At 70.4% G+C, this 17,138-nt stretch carries 15 protein-coding genes; 6 read left to right on the top strand and 9 right to left on the bottom strand.

Features of this window, described 5'->3' with window-relative positions:
- Positions 1–85 precede the first annotated feature (85 nt).
- On the bottom strand, positions 86–922 hold the full coding sequence (locus tag FS532_RS04390) for a LysR family transcriptional regulator (protein ID WP_144750602.1): 837 nt from the start codon (positions 920–922) through the stop codon (positions 86–88).
- 121 nt (positions 923–1,043) lie between these two features.
- Between FS532_RS04390 and FS532_RS04385 the strand changes: the two genes are divergently transcribed.
- Positions 1,044–1,760 (top strand): SDR family oxidoreductase, encoded by a 717-nt coding sequence (locus tag FS532_RS04385; protein ID WP_144750600.1) that lies wholly within the window; start codon positions 1,044–1,046, stop codon positions 1,758–1,760.
- Between the two features lie 71 nt (positions 1,761–1,831).
- On the opposite strand, the gene FS532_RS04380 is transcribed toward FS532_RS04385, so the two are convergent.
- Genes FS532_RS04380 through FS532_RS04370 form a run of 3 tightly spaced genes read right to left on the bottom strand, consistent with a single transcriptional unit; the run spans position 1,832 to position 3,417 of the window.
- Positions 1,832–2,308 (bottom strand): DUF4395 domain-containing protein, encoded by a 477-nt coding sequence (locus FS532_RS04380; RefSeq protein ID WP_144750598.1) that lies wholly within the window; start codon positions 2,306–2,308, stop codon positions 1,832–1,834.
- On the bottom strand, positions 2,305–2,748 hold the full coding sequence (locus FS532_RS04375) for a TlpA family protein disulfide reductase (RefSeq protein ID WP_144750596.1): 444 nt from the start codon (positions 2,746–2,748) through the stop codon (positions 2,305–2,307). The genes FS532_RS04380 and FS532_RS04375 overlap by 4 nt, the downstream gene beginning before the upstream one ends.
- A 57-nt stretch (positions 2,749–2,805) precedes the next feature.
- Complete coding sequence (locus tag FS532_RS04370) at positions 2,806–3,417, bottom strand: TMEM175 family protein (RefSeq protein WP_144750594.1); 612 nt, start codon at positions 3,415–3,417, stop codon at positions 2,806–2,808.
- A 48-nt stretch (positions 3,418–3,465) separates the two neighbouring features.
- Between FS532_RS04370 and FS532_RS04365 the strand changes: the two genes are divergently transcribed.
- Positions 3,466–3,771 (top strand): DUF1653 domain-containing protein, encoded by a 306-nt coding sequence (locus FS532_RS04365; protein ID WP_260852547.1) that lies wholly within the window; start codon positions 3,466–3,468, stop codon positions 3,769–3,771.
- Here FS532_RS04365 and FS532_RS04360 read toward each other — a convergent pair.
- On the bottom strand, positions 3,731–5,026 hold the full coding sequence (locus FS532_RS04360; RefSeq protein WP_144750592.1) for a PIN domain-containing protein: 1,296 nt from the start codon (positions 5,024–5,026) through the stop codon (positions 3,731–3,733). The two genes, FS532_RS04365 and FS532_RS04360, sit on opposite strands and share 41 nt — an antisense overlap.
- Before the next feature lie 100 nt (positions 5,027–5,126).
- Between FS532_RS04360 and FS532_RS04355 the strand changes: the two genes are divergently transcribed.
- Entirely contained in the window at positions 5,127–8,591 is a 3,465-nt protein-coding gene (locus FS532_RS04355) for a TM0106 family RecB-like putative nuclease (protein ID WP_144750590.1), read from the top strand.
- Between the two features lie 186 nt (positions 8,592–8,777).
- Positions 8,778–9,605, top strand: a complete 828-nt coding sequence (locus tag FS532_RS04350; RefSeq protein WP_144750588.1) for a nuclease-related domain-containing protein — start codon at positions 8,778–8,780, stop codon at positions 9,603–9,605.
- 9 nt (positions 9,606–9,614) lie between these two features.
- On the opposite strand, the gene FS532_RS04345 is transcribed toward FS532_RS04350, so the two are convergent.
- Positions 9,615–10,283, bottom strand: a complete 669-nt coding sequence (locus tag FS532_RS04345; protein ID WP_144750586.1) for a GOLPH3/VPS74 family protein — start codon at positions 10,281–10,283, stop codon at positions 9,615–9,617.
- A gap of 92 nt (positions 10,284–10,375) precedes the next feature.
- Complete coding sequence (locus FS532_RS04340) at positions 10,376–11,164, bottom strand: SDR family oxidoreductase (protein ID WP_144750584.1); 789 nt, start codon at positions 11,162–11,164, stop codon at positions 10,376–10,378.
- Positions 11,165–11,275: 111 nt separating this feature from the next.
- Here FS532_RS04340 and FS532_RS04335 point away from each other — a divergent pair, with 111 nt between their 5' ends.
- Complete coding sequence (locus FS532_RS04335; protein ID WP_144750582.1) at positions 11,276–12,040, top strand: hypothetical protein; 765 nt, start codon at positions 11,276–11,278, stop codon at positions 12,038–12,040.
- Here FS532_RS04335 and FS532_RS04330 read toward each other — a convergent pair whose 3' ends face one another.
- Positions 12,041–12,853 (bottom strand): HNH endonuclease family protein, encoded by an 813-nt coding sequence (locus FS532_RS04330; RefSeq protein ID WP_144750580.1) that lies wholly within the window; start codon positions 12,851–12,853, stop codon positions 12,041–12,043.
- 119 nt (positions 12,854–12,972) lie between these two features.
- Here FS532_RS04330 and FS532_RS04325 point away from each other — a divergent pair, with 119 nt between their 5' ends.
- A complete protein-coding gene (locus tag FS532_RS04325; RefSeq protein WP_144750577.1) occupies positions 12,973–13,752 on the top strand; it encodes an aldo/keto reductase in 780 nt (259 codons plus the stop codon).
- Positions 13,753–13,769: 17 nt separating this feature from the next.
- Here the strand turns inward: FS532_RS04325 and FS532_RS04320 are convergent, their stop codons facing one another.
- Entirely contained in the window at positions 13,770–17,057 is a 3,288-nt protein-coding gene (locus tag FS532_RS04320) for a DEAD/DEAH box helicase (RefSeq protein WP_144750576.1), read from the bottom strand.
- Between the last annotated feature and the right edge of the window lie 81 nt (positions 17,058–17,138).

The raw sequence follows: 17,138 nt of genomic DNA, 5'->3' as shown, positions 1-17,138 counted from the left end.
CGACGTCGGAGGCTGCCATTGGGGGGAGCCTCCGCCGTCGGCGACGTGAGCGGCGGGGCGGAGGCGAGCCGCGCCTCCAGGCCTGCTACGACGCGTCCCGCTCTCCCTCCTGCTCGAAGGCCGAGGCGACCGAGTCGACGACGTCCTGCGAGCGCGCGACGACCACGATCGCGCGGCGCACCGGTGGATCGAGGTGTGCCCGGGGCACGGCGCGGGCGACCGCGGACTCCGGTACCACGGCGGTACCGAGCCCAGCGGACGCGAGGGCTGCGGCGGCCGCGGGTGAGTCGACCGTCGCGACGACCTCGGGAGTGAGACCTGCCCGGGCGAAGCGTTCGGCGAGCCACTGTCCGTACCCGCGGTCGACCGGGAGGCCGATCACGGGCCGGTCGGCAACGGCCTCGAGCGTGATGGCCGTTCCGGGGAAGCCGACCACGACGACCTCCTCGTGTCCGACGGTTCGGAGGAGCAGGTCCGGCGCCTCCACCGGCCCCGGAACGACCGCGACGTCCTGCTCGCCAGAGCGGACCGCCTCGACCATCGTGCGGGCACTCGAGCCCTCGGACAGCGTGGGGAGTGGAACGCCGCGGTCGACGAGGTCGCGGAGCGCCGGAACGACGAACGGCACCGTGAAGCTCTGCGCGACGACGAGCCGGAGCGCGACGGGGCCCCGGGCTGCGGCGTCGGCGCGGACGGCGGCATCGACCGCTGCCCGGGCTGCGGGAGCGAAGGCCCGCCCGGCGGCGGTCAGGGTCGCGCCGTGCCGCCCGCGATCGAGGACGGCGACGCCGAGGTCGCGTTCGAGGCTCCCGATCTGGTGGGACACGGCGGGCTGCGAGAGGTGCAGGGTCCGGGCAGCGCGGGAGATCGAGCCGGCATCGACGACGGCGAGGAAGACCTCGAACGCTCGGAGGTTGGCCATCAACGCATTCTATGGAATCACCAGGGAACATCGAAGACGTTTCGGGATGCGCGTTGGACCCGCTGCGGTTCTCATCGGAGCACGGTGACCGCCGTGTTCGGAACGACGAGAGGACCACACCATGACGAACGACGACCGCAAGCGCATCCTGCTCATCGGCGGCGGATCCGGCATCGGGCACGCGATCGCCGCAACACTCCTCGAGCGTGGGGACGAACCCGTCATCGGCGCTCGCCACCCCGAACGGACCGCGGCCGCGATGGCCGAGGCGTTGGACGGCGTCGAAGTGCTCCGCGCGGATCTCGGCGACGAGGAGTCGATCGCCGCGCTCGTCGGAGCCGGGCCCTTCGACGCGGTCGTCTCCCTCGCGGCTGCCCACGCGAACGGGCCGGTGTCCGAACTCGACCGTGGAGCCATCAGCGGCGCGTTCGACGCCAAGGTCGTCGGGCCGATCCTGCTCGCGAAGCACCTCGCTCCGGTGATGCGCCCCGGTGGCGCGTTCGTGCTGTTCTCCGGCGTCGCGGCGTGGAAGCCGGCACCGGGACTCGCCGTGATGGCGACGACGAACGGTGCGGTGTCGTTCCTGGTCGAGGCGCTCGCCGTCGAGCTCGCGCCGCTGCGTGCCGTGGCGGTCTCGCCGGGAATCATCGACTCCGGCGCGTGGGACGGCATGGGCGAGGACGCCAAACGGGGGATGTTCGCCGAGACAGCGGCGTCGAACCCAGTCGGCCGCGTCGGAGCGCCGGACGACGTCGTGTCGGCGGTGTTGCTCGCGATCGACAACGGGTTCGTGACCGGCACCACGCTGCACGTCGACGGTGGTGGCCGGCTGGGCTGAGCGCGCGCGGACCGGCCGTCTGCGCGAGGTGCCGGAGTGACGGGGGCGAGCCGCGCCTCCCGGCCCTCGCGTCAGGCGGTGGTGCGCTGCCGGAAGACGCCCGCCCGGACCAGCCACACGTAGAGCAGGCAGCCGATGCAGACATCGAAGACGGCGTTGAGGAAGGCGGCGACCAGCGCGATCGCGGCGCCGACGGGGGCGGCGTACGGGACGCCGACCAGGGCGAGGACGAACGCCAGCGCCGTGATGACCAGGCCGACCTGCTGGGCGAACGTCGGGGGTTCGGGCGCCTCGAGTTCGGTCGGCGGGGCGAGCCGCGGGCGGATGAACCGGCGGAAGAGCGCGCCGTAGGGGTGTCGACGGATGCCGGCGATGCCGCCGATGGCGAAGAGGACCACGATCACGGCGAGCAGGACGATGCCGGCCGCCCACGTCGCGGGGATCAGGGTGAGGACGATCGTCGCGGCGAGCAGGACGGTCGTGATGGCCGCGCCGAAGCGTGGGGAGCGCGGGTCGATGCCGTTGTCGGGTGTTGCGGGCGTGGTCATCGGGACTCCTCTGTGCCTGGGGTCAGGACGGTGTCGAGGGCTGCGGAGAGCTCGGCGGGACGGGGCGGTCCTCCGAAGCGGGTGCGGACCGTGCGGTCCGCGTCGAGGAGCAGGACCGTGGGGGTCTGCATGACGTCGAAGCGTCGGGCGAGCTCGGGGCGGTCGGCGAGGTCGATCTCGATGCGCGTGACACCGGGGGTGGTGTCGGCGACGGCGTCGAGTTGACGGCGGGTGGCCGGGCAACGGGCGCACGTCGGGGTGGAGAACTGCACGAGGGTGGCGGCGGGGCCGAAGGCGTCGGCGGGGGCGAGGTCCGCGGTGAGGTGCGTGTCCGTGCGGCCGCTTCGTGCGCGTCCGGTTCGCGCGCGCAGCACCACGCCGAGGACCGTGGCGAGTGCGAGGACTCCCACGAGGACGGCGACGGCCGCGATGACGGTCATGCCGTGACGGTACGTCGTTCGGGCGTCCGGGTCACCGAGATGACCGACTGTGACAGGTCAGCGGCGGCGACGGACGATCGCAGCGATCGGGGTCTGCAGCAGCAGGAGCAGCACCCAGTACAGGCCGACCGACGGGAAGATCATCGCGAGCACGAGGGCCAGGGCGAGCAGGCCGGCGGCGGTCGGGCCCTTCCAGCTGTCCCCGAGCGGCGAGGACAGCAGCTCCGGGGAGCGGCGGAGTTGCCACTCGATGACGGTGAGCGTCAGGCTCGTGACGACCATGCTCCCGAGGTACAGCCCGTGCGACACCCGGTCCCCGCTCGCGCTGGTGTTGAGCAGGTTGGCGGCGAACGGCAGGAACACGATGCTGATCAGCCACAGGAAGTTCAGGCGCATGATCCGCAGGTTGTAGGAGCGCACGTGCTCGAACACCTGGTGGTGCAGGGTCCAGAAGCGCGAGATCACCCAGAACGTGACGAAGAACTCCAGGAGCGCCGGCCAGTGGTCACCGAGCAGGTCGCCCGCGCTCTCGCCGCCCGTGAGCTCCCCGGCGATGTCGACGAGCGGGAGGATGAGGAGCGTGATCGCGATCGCCACGGTTGCGTCGGAGAAGTTCACGAGGCGGTCGAGGCCACGCTCGGTTCGTGCCTGCTCGGTCTGCTCGCTCATGGTGCCGAGCGTACCGAGCGCCTGAGGAGCGGCCCTAGCATCGGGGGCATGAGCGACGACGTGACGCCTGGCCGGTACCGCCACTTCAAGGGGAACGACTACGAGGTGCTCCTCGTCGCGCGGGACGTCGAGACCGAGGAGCCGGTCGTCGTCTACCAGGCGCTGTACGGCGAACGCGGGCACTGGGTCCGCACCCTCGCCGACTTCACGGCGCACGTCTCCCGCGACGGCTACGACGGGCCGCGCTTTGTGCGCACCGGCGGTGTCGGCGGCCAGCCTTGGCTAGCCCGTGCACCGAAGCGCGACTTGCCCATCAACGCAGATGACGCTCGATTTCCGCCCTTCGTGCCCTGACTTCTGCGAGTTGTCGATCAATTGCTGCCGTTTCCTCGTCGCTCAGATGCAGTCGATAGCGCGATCCCTTGACTCGCTCAATCTCACCCCGCAGACGGTTTGACTCAATCATTGCGATTTCGAGATCTGACTGCTGCTCGAACAATGAAAGCCGGTCGAGGTCGCTGCCAAGGCGGGAATCGAAGTCATTGCCGCCGTTTTCGAATAGTCGCGAATGTAACGAACTCACCGTCTTATCGAGGGAGCGCTTCTTCCTCTCAAGATCTAGCACATGTTGCGCGTGCCGGATCGCCTGCTCGCTCTGCTCGGCGCGAACCGCGCGACGCATCTCGAGTTCGCTCTCAATACGGTCGAGCTCATCAATTTGGTCAATCAAGTCACCTTCTCTTGACACCTGGCCAACTTCGCCGAGGGTCGACGCGTCAAGCGGGACTGATAGCCTCCTGCTCGCCTCGTCGATGAATTGGCGCGGATCGTATATGTAGAATAGCTGATTCGTTTCTGACAGGAATTCTTGCACCAGGGCTGGCTGTGGACCCAGAGTGTGACCGGAGAATCGCTGCCACCAATCTTCTTTCAGGTCGTCGGTGATGAAAATGACGGGGCGCTGATTCTCGCGACCACGCTTGAGGATCTCACTCCAGATTACAAAATCGCCGTACTTGTTATCGCCCTCTTTCTTGACGTCACGGTACCCCGGCGGTATTGACTTTGCGAACCGATCGTCCGCTTGGGAATAAAGGCGAGTTAGGTCCTCATTTTCGAATGCTTTCCCAACCCGATCTGCAAATATTTTGGTAATCTGTTCGAGGATCGGATCCATAGCAAGGTCTGCGGGGCTCGGCGGCGTTGACTCCTGCAGCTGACTAGAAAGCTCCATTTCGATCGCGTCAAGGCTGTCGTTGGTGATTTCTTCAAGCCGCTTCGCATCGATCTCAGGGTGTCGAGATTTGCTTCGAATGGCGGCGAGGAGCTTACCGCGTCCCTCGGTGATTGCTCGGGTCAGATCGTCGTATGCCTTCGGTTGCGCGCTCATCACCGCAAGGCGATTGCGGTGGAACTCTGCGGCCGCCTGGTGCGGGAGCCAGATCTGGGTCTGTAGCCTGCCTAGAACTGTGAGCAAATTAGAGACGGTAGCGGGCCGATAGCGGTATAAATTGAGTAGTACGTTCGCGTCAAGGACTATCTCACCTCCCCATAAGAGGTCTAGCTCCCCTGGGGTGGGTGGATAGAAGCCACGAAATTCATCACGCACGGCCTGGACGATAGTTGACGGCACGATTTCTCGGTACCCCTCAGTTGGGGTAGATGGGGGCAACCTGGCTGGTGTCCGTGGGGGCCCCTAAGCTTCGGGCATGCAGATCGGCACCGACGGGCACGTCCTGCTCAGCCCGAGCGACCTGTCCACGTGGGCCTCGTGCGAGTGGGCGTTCCTGCGGCGGATGGACGCCAAGCTCGGCCGCGGCGAACCCCTCCCCGAGACGCACGACGACATGCTCGAGCGCACCGCCCGGCTGGGGGACCAGCACGAGCTCGACTACCTCGCGATCCTCAAGGAGACGCGGGACGTCGTGGAGTTCGAGCGCCCTGAACCCCCGCAGTACGCCGAGGCAGCCGAACAAGCGCGAAGCGCCATGCGCAACGGCGCCGACGTCCTGTACCAGCCGACCTTCCACGCACCTCCGACCGCGGACGACGCGGGCTTCATCGGCTTCGCGGACTTCATCGTCCGCAACGACCGCGGCGAGTACGAGGTCTACGACACCAAGCTCGCCCGGCACGCCAAGATCAGCGCCCTCCTGCAGCTCGCCGCCTACGCCGAGCGGATGCAGGCGCACGGCATCCCCACCGGCGAGCAGGTCCACCTCGTGCTCGGCGACCGGACCACCACGACGCACGAGCTGGCCGACATCGCCCCGGTGTACCGGACGCAGCGCGCGGAGCTCAAGCGTGTGATCGCCGAGCGGCTGGCGGCGGACGAAACACTGCAGTGGGGCGACCCGCGGTACTCGTCGTGCGGCCGGTGCGACGTGTGCAGCACGCAGGTCGAGCAGCACCGCGACCTGGTCCTCGTCGCGGGCATGCGTCTCGACCAGCGGACGAAGCTGATCCGGCAGGGAGTGCGGACGATCGACGACCTGGCGGGCCGGACCACGGCCGTGCCGGGCATGTCGAATTCGACGCGAGAGCGGCTGGTGCGTCAGGCGCGCCTCCAGGTCGACGGCCAGCACGCCGGCGGGCGCAAGCCGCTGTTCGAGGTCCTGGATCCACGAGCGCTCGACGCGATCCCCGCGCCGGACCCGGGCGACGTGTTCTTCGACTTCGAGGGCGACCCGCTGTACACCGAGGACGGCGTGCACTGGGGCATCGACTACCTGTTCGGGCTGGTGGACGACCAGGCCGAGTTCACGGCGTTCTGGGCGCACACGCTGCGCGACGAGCGGCAGGCGCTGGTCGACTTCCTCGCCTGGGTGCAGCGGCGGCGCGAGCAGTACCCCGGCATGCACATCTACCACTACGCGGCGTACGAGCGGACGCACCTGCTGTCCCTCGCGGCCCGGCACGGGGTGGGCGAAGAGGCCGTTGACGACCTCCTGCGCGCGGGCGTCCTCGTCGACCTGTACCCGGTGGTTCGGAAGGCCCTCGTGGTCGGCAGCCGCAGCTACTCGATCAAGAAGCTCGAGCCGCTGTACATGGGCGAGGACCTGCGGCTCAGCGACGTCACGAACGCCGCGGACAGCATCACCGCCTACGTCGACGCGATCACCGAGATCCGCACGGGCGATGCGACCCGCGGGCAGCACATGCTCGACGAGGTCGCCGACTACAACGCCTACGACTGCCGCTCGACGCTTCGGCTCCGCGATTGGCTCCTGTCTCTGCGTGCCGAGTCGCCGGCCGCCCCACGGGAGGAGGACGAACTCCTCCCACCGATCCCCGTCGACCGTGAGCCGAACCCGGTGTACGTCGCGCTCGCCGCCGAACTCGAGGACGTCGACGCCCTCGACCGCACCCCCGACCAGACCGCCCTGGCGCTCGCCGCGGCCGCGATCGACTACCACCGGCGCGAGGCGAAGACGTTCTGGCAGGACCACTTCGACCGCCTCCGCAACCCCGTGGACGAGTGGGCGGACACCCGCGACGTCCTCGTCGTCGAGCGGGCTTCCGTCGAGCGCGACTGGGACACGCTGCCGCGTGCCCGGTCGCAGTCGCGTGAGATCCGGTTGTCGGGGACGCTCGCGCCCGGTTCGCGGCTCCGGCCTGGAGGCACGCCCCACCTCGTCTACGACGACCCACTCCCGCCATCGGTCGTCTCCCCGGGCCCCGGGTCGAAGGGCGCGTCCTCTCGCGCGGTCATCGTGGACGTCAGCGACGACGGCGATGCCGTCGAGGTCCTGGTGAAGGAGGGCCTGCCGGTCGGTGGGTCGCCGCACGGAGACCTTCCTGTCGCCATCGCACCGGCGGCACCGCCCCGCGCGAAGCCGCAGCCCGAGGCGATCGCCGAGTGGGGGCAGGCGGTGCTCGACGCGCTGCCGTCGATGCTGCCTGACCCGGCCTTCGACCTGCTCCGCCGCGTTCCGCCGCGCGGGCCCATCGTCCCCGTGCAGGGCGACGACACCGTGTCTGCCGTGGTCGCGACGCTGTTCGGGCTCGACCGGTCCTACCTGGCGATCCAGGGCCCTCCCGGCACCGGCAAGACCTACGTCGGGTCGAACGTCGTCGCGCGGCTCGTCCGCGAGTACGGCTGGCGCGTCGGCGTCGTCGGGCAGTCCCACGCCACCTCGGAGAACTTCCTTGATTCGGTGGTGCGCGCAGGCGTCCCCGCCGATCGTGTCGTGAAGGTCCCGAAGAAGGACGCGACCGAGGACGGCCTCGAGGCGGCCGACTGGACACCCGTGAAGAACGGCGCCGCGATCGCCGCGTTCCTGTCCTCGTGCGAGGCCTTGGGTACCGGCGGCGTCGTGGGCGGCACCGCGTGGACCTTCGCGAACGAGGCGACGATCGCCCGCGGTTCCCTCGACCTGATCGTCGTCGACGAGGCCGGACAGTTCTCGCTCGCGCCGACGATCGCCTCCTCGGTCGCCGCGACCCGCCTGCTCCTGCTCGGCGATCCGCAGCAGCTGCCACAGGTGTCGCAGGGATCCCACCCCGAACCCGTTGACCAGTCAGCGCTCGGATGGCTCACTGACGGGGCGCACGTGTTGCCGTCCGAGTTCGGCTACTTCCTGGCCCGCACCCGGCGCATGGAACCCGCACTGACGGCCTCGGTGTCCGCCCTGTCCTACGACGGGCAGCTCGCCTCGATGGTCTCCGGCCGGCACCTCGACGACATCGACGCAGGCGTGCTCCCCGTTCCGGTCGTGCACGTGGGCAACACGACGTCCTCGGTCGAGGAAGCCGCTCGGGTCGTGGCGCTCGCACAGGACGTGGTCGGCCGGCGATGGGTGGACGGTGACGTCAGCCGGACGCTGACCGACGAGGACGTCATCGTCGTCGCGCCGTACAACGCCCAGGGTGCCGTGATCCGTGATGCCCTGGACCGCGCCGGACTCCGGGGGACCCAGGTCGGCACCGTCGACATGTTCCAGGGGCGCGAAGCCGTCGTGTCGATCGTGTCGCTGGCGGCCTCGAGCGCTGCCGACATCCCGCGCGGGCTCGACTTCCTGCTCATGCCGAACCGCCTGAACGTGGCGCTGTCCCGGGCGAAGTGGGCGGCGTACCTCGTGTACTCGCCTGCGCTCACCACGGGCCTGCCGCCGTCGATCGCCGGGCTGTCCCTGCTGTCCCGGTTCATCGAGCTCGTCGAGCCGCGCCCCTGAGTCGATCGTCGCCGGGGCGAGCCCGTTCTCGTTCCGGCGATTGACCGTTCCGGTTCACGAACCCCGGCGATCGCGAACCAGAACGGTCGAACCCGGAACGGAACTGCCCCGTCCGCCGCGCTGCGCCGAACCGTGACGCCTGAACGAGGGCTCGTCCGACACCTGTCGCCGTGGGACGGTGGACGCATGGGGGAAGTACGAGGAAGCGCGCCGCTCACGCTGCGCGCTCGGAAGCCCGGCTACGCGGTCATGCAGGAGTGCCTGTCCATCCAGTCCGGCGCTCCGGCTCGAACGAGGTGGCAACGGTTCTGGGGTCACGACCCGCTCCACCCGGACGCACGGTCGTGGTTCAAGGGCGCGATCGGAGAGCGGGAGGTCGCGACGGCCCTCGAGTCGCTCGGTCCGGACTTCACCGTGCTCCACGCCGTCCCCGTCGGCAAGCACGAGACCGACATCGACCACCTGGTCATCGGGCCCACCGGGGTGTTCTCGATCAACACGAAGAACCACTCGGGGCAGGACGTCTGGGTCGGCGGGCGGACGCTCATGGTGAGCGGGCAGCGGACCCGGCACATGCACAGCGCCCTCACGGAGGGCGAGCGAGCAACCCGGCTGCTCTCGACGGCGGCCGGAGGCCCGATCCTGGTGCAGCCGATCCTCGTCGTGGCCGCGGCGAAGCTCAGGTTCGGTGACAAGGTGCCGGCGGTCGTCACGCTGCGGCCACAGGAGATCGGGCAGTGGATCACGGGGCTGCCGTGCGCGCACTCCGACGAGGCCGTTCGCTTCCTCACGATGCTCGCCGAGGAACGCGGCACCTGGCACGTCGATGCTGTCGTCATCAACGACACCCTCCGCCACGTCCAGCGGTTCGAGCGGCTCGAGCGGGACCGGCAGCAGGCCGAAGCGCGGCGGGCCCTGCTCCGGAAGGCGCGGGTGGTGGCGGTGCTCGCCGTCCCCGCAGGCGCTCTGCTCGGCTACTGGTGGGCAGCCGCGATCACCGCACTCGGCGCCTGACTCAGCGGATCAGCTCGAGGAGATCGTCGCCGTCGTGGCCGCGGTGGTCGCCGCGACGCTGGCCATGATCGCGGCCATCTGGATCTCCTCGAGGACGGCCTTCACCGCCGGGGTCGCCCAACTGCCCGAGGTGATCTCCTTGACGAGCGCGCGGTCGACCTTGCCGAAGTGCTTGCGGAGGGTGTTCGTCGCGTCGAGGAGTCCGATCACCGCTGCTGAGAACGGCGTCGGAGCCGACCGCTGCGCGAGGACGTCGGCGATCGCGGACCGGAGCAGGGTCTCGGGGCCGCCGTCGCGCTCTGGGTACTTCGTGGTGGGGAAGATGCCGAGCGCCTTGCCCTGTTCGAGCGTGATGACACCCCGCTCGATCAGCCCGGCGAAGACGTCGTCGCGCAGCGGGCGCTTGGCGAGCCGGGTGATCCACCACTTCGCCTTGCGGGGCTTGTCGGTCGCCGCGATGGTGCCGACGACGCCGTCGAGCACCGGGTCGCCGGTCGCGGCGCCGTTCACGACGGTGACCAGCCCGTCCTGCAGCGAGACGACGCCACGGAGGGCGAGGTCGGCGAGGACGGCGCCGGCGAGCCCGGCGTCGAGGGTCTGGACGTCCGTTGACTTCCGCCCGTCGGACTCGACCTGGAGCAGCGCGAACGCCTGCGGGACCGTGAGTTGCTCAGCCATGCTCGCAGCCTGCCATGCGTGGCGGGGGTGCGCCGTGCCTCCAGGCCGATGCCCAGCGCACACCGAGGTCGGCGCGCGCCGGGCTGCGTGGGTCAGTACGCGGCGGACTGCCCGCCGTCGATCGGGACGACCGTCGCGTTGACGTAGGACGCGTCGTCGGAGAGCAGGAAGGCGACGACGGCTGCGATCTCGGGAGCCTCGCCGTAGCGCTTGGCGGGGTTGACCTGGATGAACTCCTCGGCGGCCCCGCGCGGATTCTCCGGGTTGAGCTGCTTCATCGAGTTCTCGACCATGGGCGTCCAGATGGCTCCCGGCGCGATGGCGTTGATGCGGATGCCGTACCGGCCGTACTCGACGGCGGAGTTGCGGGTCAGACCGACGACACCGTGCTTGGCGGCGGCGTACCCGGACTGGTTGCCGATGCCGCGGATGCCGCCGACGCTAGCGGTGTTGACGACCATGCCGCTGCCCTGCGTGCGCATCACGGCGAGGACCTTCTCGAGGCCGAGGAACACGCCCCGGAGGTTGATCGACACCACCTTGTCGAACTCCGCGGCCGTGAAGGACTCGGTGGGGTTCTGCTTGCCCTCGATGCCGGCGTTGTTGAAGAAGCCGTCGATGCGCCCGAAGCGCTCGGTGGTCGCCGTGACGTACGCCTCGACCTGGGCTTCGTCGGAGACGTCGGCGACGGTGGTCAGGACCTGGGCGTCCGGGGCGGCGTCGAGGACGGCGGTCTTCGATGCCTCGAGACCCTCGGCGGACACGTCGACGAGGGAGAGTGCGGCACCCTCGGTCGCCAGGCGCACGGCGGCGGCGCGGCCGAGGCCGGAACCGCCGCCGGTGATGAGGACGACGCGGTCGGTGAAGCGGGAAGTGGTCATGGGAGGCCTCCTGGGGTCTTCGACGGTGAAGGTCGGTGCGTCCGCATCGGCCCGAACTAGGCTACACCTGTCGTATAAAACCGGCACCGGTGGGCGCTAGGCTGCCGTGCCGTGGGGAACAGGACGCTGCTGAGCAGGATCGTGTGGGACGGGACACGGAGGCAGGCGGTGCTGCTCGTGATCGGCGTGGCGTTCGCGCTCGCAGCGGTGGGGGAGGTCGCGCTCCTGGTGCTGACGCCCGACCCGGACTGGGGGACCGGCATCACGAGCGTGCTCTGCGCGATGGCGATCGCCGGACTCGTCGTGGGGCTGCGGTGGAACCCGTTCGACTCGCTCGAGAGCCGCAACCGGGTACGGGCTGCCGAACAGACCTCGCGGGAGGGCCGCCGCACCGCGCTCGACCTGCTCCTGCTCGACCTCGTGCTGGTGGTGCTGGCGTTCCCGCTCGGCGTCGTCGTGGTCGTTCGTGACGACGACCCCACCGGGTGGTTCCTCTCGTTGATGTTCGCGTTCCTGTCCGCGATCGGGCTGCTGCTCGCGTGGCTGGTCGACATGCTCGTCGTGCTGCCCGTCGTCACACTGGTCGCCACGCTGATCGGCCGCACGGGGCGCAGCCGTGTCGCGGCGTCGCTCGCGGCGATGCTCCTGGCGATCGTGGCGTTCGCGATCGCCGTGACGTTCGCGGTGCCGAGCGAGTCCCACGGGTACGTCGGTCGCGGAGGTCGACTGCTCGAAGCCGTCGGCGTCCTGCTGGGCGTGCCGTTCCGCGAGCCGGCGAGCCCGGCGCTCCTCTGGATCGCGCGGCTCGCCCTGGTGCTCGTCGTCGCGTCGATGGTGTGGTTCGCCCGGGAGGGGCGCGCGGCCCGACGTCGGTGATCAGCAGGCCTGCAGGATCCTCGCCATCGCGTCGTGCTCGGCGGGCGCGACCCACAGCCGGTACTTCGTCTTCACCGCGACCTGGTGCTCGATGTACGTGCAGCGGAAGGACTTGTCGGCGGGCAGCCAGGTCGCGGCGTCGCCGGAACGCTTCTGCGCGTTCGAGTGCCCGTCGACGGCGAACAGGTTGTCGGGATCGTTCGCGAGTGCCTCGCGCTGGGCCTGGGGGAGCTGCTGCGCGCCGGTGCGCCAGGCGTTCTCGAGCGCGACGACGTGGTCGATCTGCACGAGCGTCGAGGTCGTGTTCCCGCGGACGAAGTCGATCGTCGCGCCGGTGTACGGCGAGACGAGCGTGCCCGTCAGGACCTTGCACCGTCCCTGTCGGGTGATCTCCGTCAGGTCCCGGGCGAGCACGTCGTTGCGGGTGTCGCACCCGTTCCGGTCGACGTCGAGCCACGCCGTCCCGAAGTCCCCGACCCGGTCGTAGCCGGTCGCCGGCGCCTTGCCCTTGACGGGCAGGTCGGCGAGCTGCGCCCGCGCGGTCTGCGCGTCCTGCTGGTCGGTCGCGGTGCCGGTCACCGAAGTGGTCGGCTCTGACCCCGGCCTGGAGGCGCGGGTCGTCTCCGGCGCGGCGGGTTCCGTCGTGATGACGGGAGCGTCCGACCCCGCGGGTGCGCTGGTGACGGCGGGTGCGGCCTCGGCATCGGGTGCGAGGAAGCCGGTCGTGTGGAGCGCGTACGCCCCGACGGCGAGCCCGAGGACGACGAGGACGGACGTGAGACTGGTGCGGGTGCGGCGTCGGCGGGACGTCATGCTGCGGTGGTGCTCCTGGTGGTGCGGGTGGTGCGGGCCGGACGGCCTCGACGATCATGCCGGAGACCTCGGACATCTCCCGGGACCCCCGCGGAGGGTCGAGGGGTAGACACGGGCACATGACCGATTACGCCAATCCGTCCGTGTCCGTCACCGGTGGGTCGATGCCGCTCCTGGGCTTCGGCACCTGGCAGATCCCCGACGCCGATGCCCCCGCCGCCGTGGGTGAGGCGCTCCAGGCCGGCTACCGGCACATCGACACTGCCACCGGCTACCGCAACCAGCGCGGGGTGGGGAAGGCCATCGCCGACTCGGGGTTGGCCCGTGACGACGTCTTCGTGACGACGAAGCTGCCGCCGGACAACGCCGACCGCGTGCGCGAGACGATCGAGGAGAGCCTCGACCAGCTCGGGCTCGACCACCTCGACCTCTGGCTCGTGCACTGGCCGCCGAACCGCGAGGCCCGCCCCGACGTGTGGCAACAGGTCGTGCAGGCGCAGGCCGACGGGCTCACCCGGGCCGTCGGCGTGAGCAACTACTCCCTGGCCCAGATCGACGAACTCGTGTCGGCCACCGGCGTGACCCCGGCCGTGAACCAGATCAAGTGGAGCCCGGTGGAGTTCGACGCCGCGGTGGCCGACGGGCTCGCCGAGCGCGGTGTCGTCCTCGAGGGCTACAGCCCCTTCAAGGCGAGCAACCTGCAGGATCCGACGCTGCTCGAGATCGCCGGCGCCCACGACGCCGACAGCGCGCAGGTCATCGTGGCGTGGCACGTCGCGCACGGGTTCGTCGTGATCCCGAAGTCGTCGAACCCGGAGCGCATCCGGTCGAACGCCGCCGGGGCCCGCATCGAGCTGAGCCCGGACGAGGTCGCACGGATCGACGGCCTCGGGCACTGACCACCCGGCCGGCGGCGTCACTCCAGCAGGGAGCGGATGTCGTCGGCCGTCAGGTCGTCGGCGAACAGGGCGTCGTCGTCGATCATCGTGGCGAACAGCTCGGCCTTCTTCGACGCAAGGGCGAGGACCTTCTCCTCGATGGTGTCCTCCGCGATGAACCGCTGCACGTTCACCGACCGGGTCTGCCCGATGCGGTGAGTGCGGTCGACCGCCTGGTTCTCGGCAGCGGGGTTCCACCACGGGTCGAGCACGAAGACGGTGTCCGCCTCGGTCAGGGTGAGCCCGAACCCGCCGGCCTTGAGCGAGATGAGGAACGCCGGGGCGGTGCCGTTCCGGAAGCGGTCGATGACCTCGGGCCGGCGTCTGGTCGAGCCGTCGAGGTACTCGTAGCCGACGCCCCGGTCGTCCAGGGCGGTGGCCACCATGCGGAGGAACGACGTGAACTGGCTGAACACCAGGGCACGACGGCCCTCGGCGGCGAGCTGTTCGAGTTCGTCGAGCAGCAGGTCGAGCTTCGCGGACGACAGGTCCTCCCGTGAACCGTCGACCAGAGCCGGTGACAGCGCCAGCATCCGCAGCAGGGTCAGCGAGCGGAAGACGATCATCCGGTTCCGCGCGAGGTCGTCGATGAGGTCGAGGACCTTCAGGCGCTCCCGGTTCAGCGTCGTCTCGTACAGGGCCCGGTGCGCCGGGTCGAGCGTCACCCGGACGACCTGCTCCTGCTTCGGCGGGAGGTCCGCTGCGACGCTCTCCTTCGTCCGCCGCAGCATGAGCGGCCGGATGCGTCGCCGGAGTCGCTCGGTGAGCTCCTGGCGGGCGGCGCCGCGGAGGTCGGGGGAGGCGAGGGGTTTCACGTAGTCGTCCCCGAAGCGCGACCACGACGACAGCAGCCCCGGCGCGACGACGTGGAACAGTGCCCAGAGGTCGGTCAGTCCGTTCTCGAGCGGTGTGCCGGTGATCGCGAACTTCACCGGCGCGCGGAGCTCCACCGCGGCCCGGTGCGTCTGCGACTGCGGGTTCTTCACGAACTGCGCCTCGTCGAGCACGAGGGCCGACCACGACAGATCGGTGTACGCCGGGGCGTCGAGCCGCAGCAGCGCGTACGAGGTCACGACGACGTCCGACGCGGCAGCCGCGCGGGACACCCGGGCCGGGTCCTTCAGCGAGGTCGCGGTCACCGTCGTCACGCGGAGGCCCGGCGTGAACTTCGCGGCCTCGGACGCCCAGTTGCCGACGACCGAGGTCGGCGCGACGACGAGGAACGGCGGCGCCTCCGGCGACGACTGCCGGGCGGCGGCGATCGTCGCGAGCACCTGCAGGGTCTTGCCGAGGCCCATGTCGTCCGCGAGTACCCCGCCGATGCCGTGCGCCATCAGGAACGACAGCCACGCGTACCCGGCGTGCTGGTACGGCCGGAGCTCGGCGTGCACCGTCTCGGGCACGGTGACGTCCGCCGGGGGAGTCGCGCCGAGCAGCCCCGACGCGATCGCCTGCCACCGCTCGTCGTGCGAGGTCTCGTCGGCGAGCTGGTCGAACTCCGACCAGATGCCGGCCTGCAGCGGTGTGACCGTCATCGGCTGGTCGGGTTCCCACTCGTCGAGGTCGCGTGCTTCCTCGATGAGCTCCTTCAGCCGGTCGAACGCGGGGTCGGCGAGCGACAGGTACGAGTTGTCGACGAGCTTCATCCGCCGGTCGCGCTTCGCGAGCGCCCGGAGCAGCGGTGTGAACGGCACCTGCTTGCCGTTGACGGTCACGAAGATGCCGAGGTCGAACCAGTCGTGCTTGTCGGACGGCATCGTCGTGACGCGGATGTGCGGGCGCCCGGTCAGGCGTTCGTAGTCGACGCGTTCGCCCTGTACCACCGTGCGGACGCCGAGCGACGGCAGCTCCGGCAGGAGTTCGTTCGCGAAGACCGCCACGTCGGCGCCGTCGATGGTGCCGTCCGCGAACCAGTCCAGTCCGCCGCCCGGAGTTGCCGATCCGGCGCTGTCGTCCGCTGCCCGCAGGGTGGTCAGGTCCGGCAGGGGGCCGTGCAGTGCGACCGGGTCCTTGCGGCCGTCGACGTGCCAGCGCCACTGCAGGTGCACGCGGTCGTCCGTCCGCGGAGCCCGGGCCGGCTCGAACGTGGCCGTGAGCACGAGCTCGGGCGGGGTGCGCTCGGGGAGCTCGATCGAGCCGTCGGAGCTGACGAGGCCGAGCGCCCCGCGGAGCTTCGGGGACCAGTCGGCGAGGAACTCCTCGACCTCGTCCCGGGGCACGGTGATGCGGCTGCCGTCGACGAGCATGCGGCGCTGGTCCTCGGGCACCGGGCCGGGCGTCGGGGCGAACACGACGTGGAACTCAGGGCTCTCGCGGAAGGCGTAGACGCCGTGGTCGCCGATCATCCGCGCGGTGCCCTCGGGGATCGGGCGGCCGTCGAGCACCGTGCTCGCGCCGATCACGAGCGCGTCGTCCTGTCGCGCGACGTCGAGCATCACCCGTGCCTCGGCGCCGAGGACCGCCCCGCCCTCGCGCTTGCCCGTGACGAACGCGATGCCGAGGCCCGGCGCCTGCGCGAGCAACGGCCAGAGCAACGGGCTGCCGAAGTCGTCGAGGTGCACCCAGTCGGCCTCGCCCGGGAGCCCAGCGAGCTGCCCGGCACGGTGGAGCGCGGCGAACTGCAGGAACCAGCCGTGCTGCTCGGGGGAGAGCCCGAGCCGGTTCATCGAGTACGGCAACGTGCCCCACGTCAACTGCCCGCGTACCCAGTTGCCGGCGTCGCTGCGGGTCACCGGGCGGACCCCGAGTCGCACCGACCGCGAGGCAGTGGGCAGCGCCCGACCGGCGGCTCGCGCACGCGAGGCGAGCCGGGCGGAGACCGCGTCACGCAACTCGAACTGCAGGCCCATGGGGGTGCCCTGCGGGGTGACCGCCTGCTCGTCGTCACCGGCGAGGCGGGCGAGGTCGTGCCTCCAGTCCGAAGGCGGCGGAGCCGGCGCTTCCGGGCGTGGGCCGGCGGCCGCGGACAGGGCGCGCGCGTTGATCGTGAGGAGGGCGGCAGCGACGTGCTTGCACTCGCCGCCGATCGGGCAGGTGCAGGTGCTGCGGACCGGGCGGACGAACTCGCCGCGTGCCGGCGTGGTCTCGACCCGGAGCTCGTACGGGTCGTCGGTGGACCCGGTGACCGTCGCGGTGACCGTGCCGTCGTCGTGCCAGACGGCGTCGTCGACGAGGCCCGCGCGGACGAGGTCGCGGGCGCGGCCGAAGGTCTGCGGCCCGACGAAACGGATGACGTCGACGGCGTCGATCATCGGGGCGGCGGGCACGGGTCAACTCTGCCAGGTGCCACCGACGCCCGCTGCTACGGTGGATCCGCGCAGAACCGGCGCAGGGACACAGGGGGAACA

This window comes from Curtobacterium pusillum (genome assembly GCF_007673235.1).
Classification (GTDB): Bacteria; Actinomycetota; Actinomycetes; order Actinomycetales; family Microbacteriaceae; genus Curtobacterium; species Curtobacterium pusillum_C.
The sequence above is the reverse complement of the archived record's forward strand: the minus strand, read 5'-3'. Positions and strand labels throughout refer to the sequence as shown.

Bases quoted from the DNA above. Each gene is read 5' to 3' on its own strand.
- FS532_RS04390 (WP_144750602.1), bottom strand. From the start codon at position 922: ATGGCCAACCTCCGAGCGTTCGAGGTCTTCCTCGCCGTCGTCGATGCC.
- FS532_RS04385 (WP_144750600.1), top strand. From the start codon at position 1,044: ATGACGAACGACGACCGCAAGCGCATCCTGCTCATCGGCGGCGGATCC.
- FS532_RS04380 (WP_144750598.1), bottom strand. From the start codon at position 2,308: ATGACCACGCCCGCAACACCCGACAACGGCATCGACCCGCGCTCCCCA.
- FS532_RS04375 (WP_144750596.1), bottom strand. From the start codon at position 2,748: ATGACCGTCATCGCGGCCGTCGCCGTCCTCGTGGGAGTCCTCGCACTC.
- FS532_RS04370 (WP_144750594.1), bottom strand. From the start codon at position 3,417: ATGAGCGAGCAGACCGAGCAGGCACGAACCGAGCGTGGCCTCGACCGC.
- FS532_RS04365 (WP_260852547.1), top strand. From the start codon at position 3,466: ATGAGCGACGACGTGACGCCTGGCCGGTACCGCCACTTCAAGGGGAAC.
- FS532_RS04355 (WP_144750590.1), top strand. From the start codon at position 5,127: ATGCAGATCGGCACCGACGGGCACGTCCTGCTCAGCCCGAGCGACCTG.
- FS532_RS04350 (WP_144750588.1), top strand. From the start codon at position 8,778: ATGGGGGAAGTACGAGGAAGCGCGCCGCTCACGCTGCGCGCTCGGAAG.
- FS532_RS04345 (WP_144750586.1), bottom strand. From the start codon at position 10,283: ATGGCTGAGCAACTCACGGTCCCGCAGGCGTTCGCGCTGCTCCAGGTC.
- FS532_RS04340 (WP_144750584.1), bottom strand. From the start codon at position 11,164: ATGACCACTTCCCGCTTCACCGACCGCGTCGTCCTCATCACCGGCGGC.
- FS532_RS04330 (WP_144750580.1), bottom strand. From the start codon at position 12,853: ATGACGTCCCGCCGACGCCGCACCCGCACCAGTCTCACGTCCGTCCTC.
- FS532_RS04325 (WP_144750577.1), top strand. From the start codon at position 12,973: ATGACCGATTACGCCAATCCGTCCGTGTCCGTCACCGGTGGGTCGATG.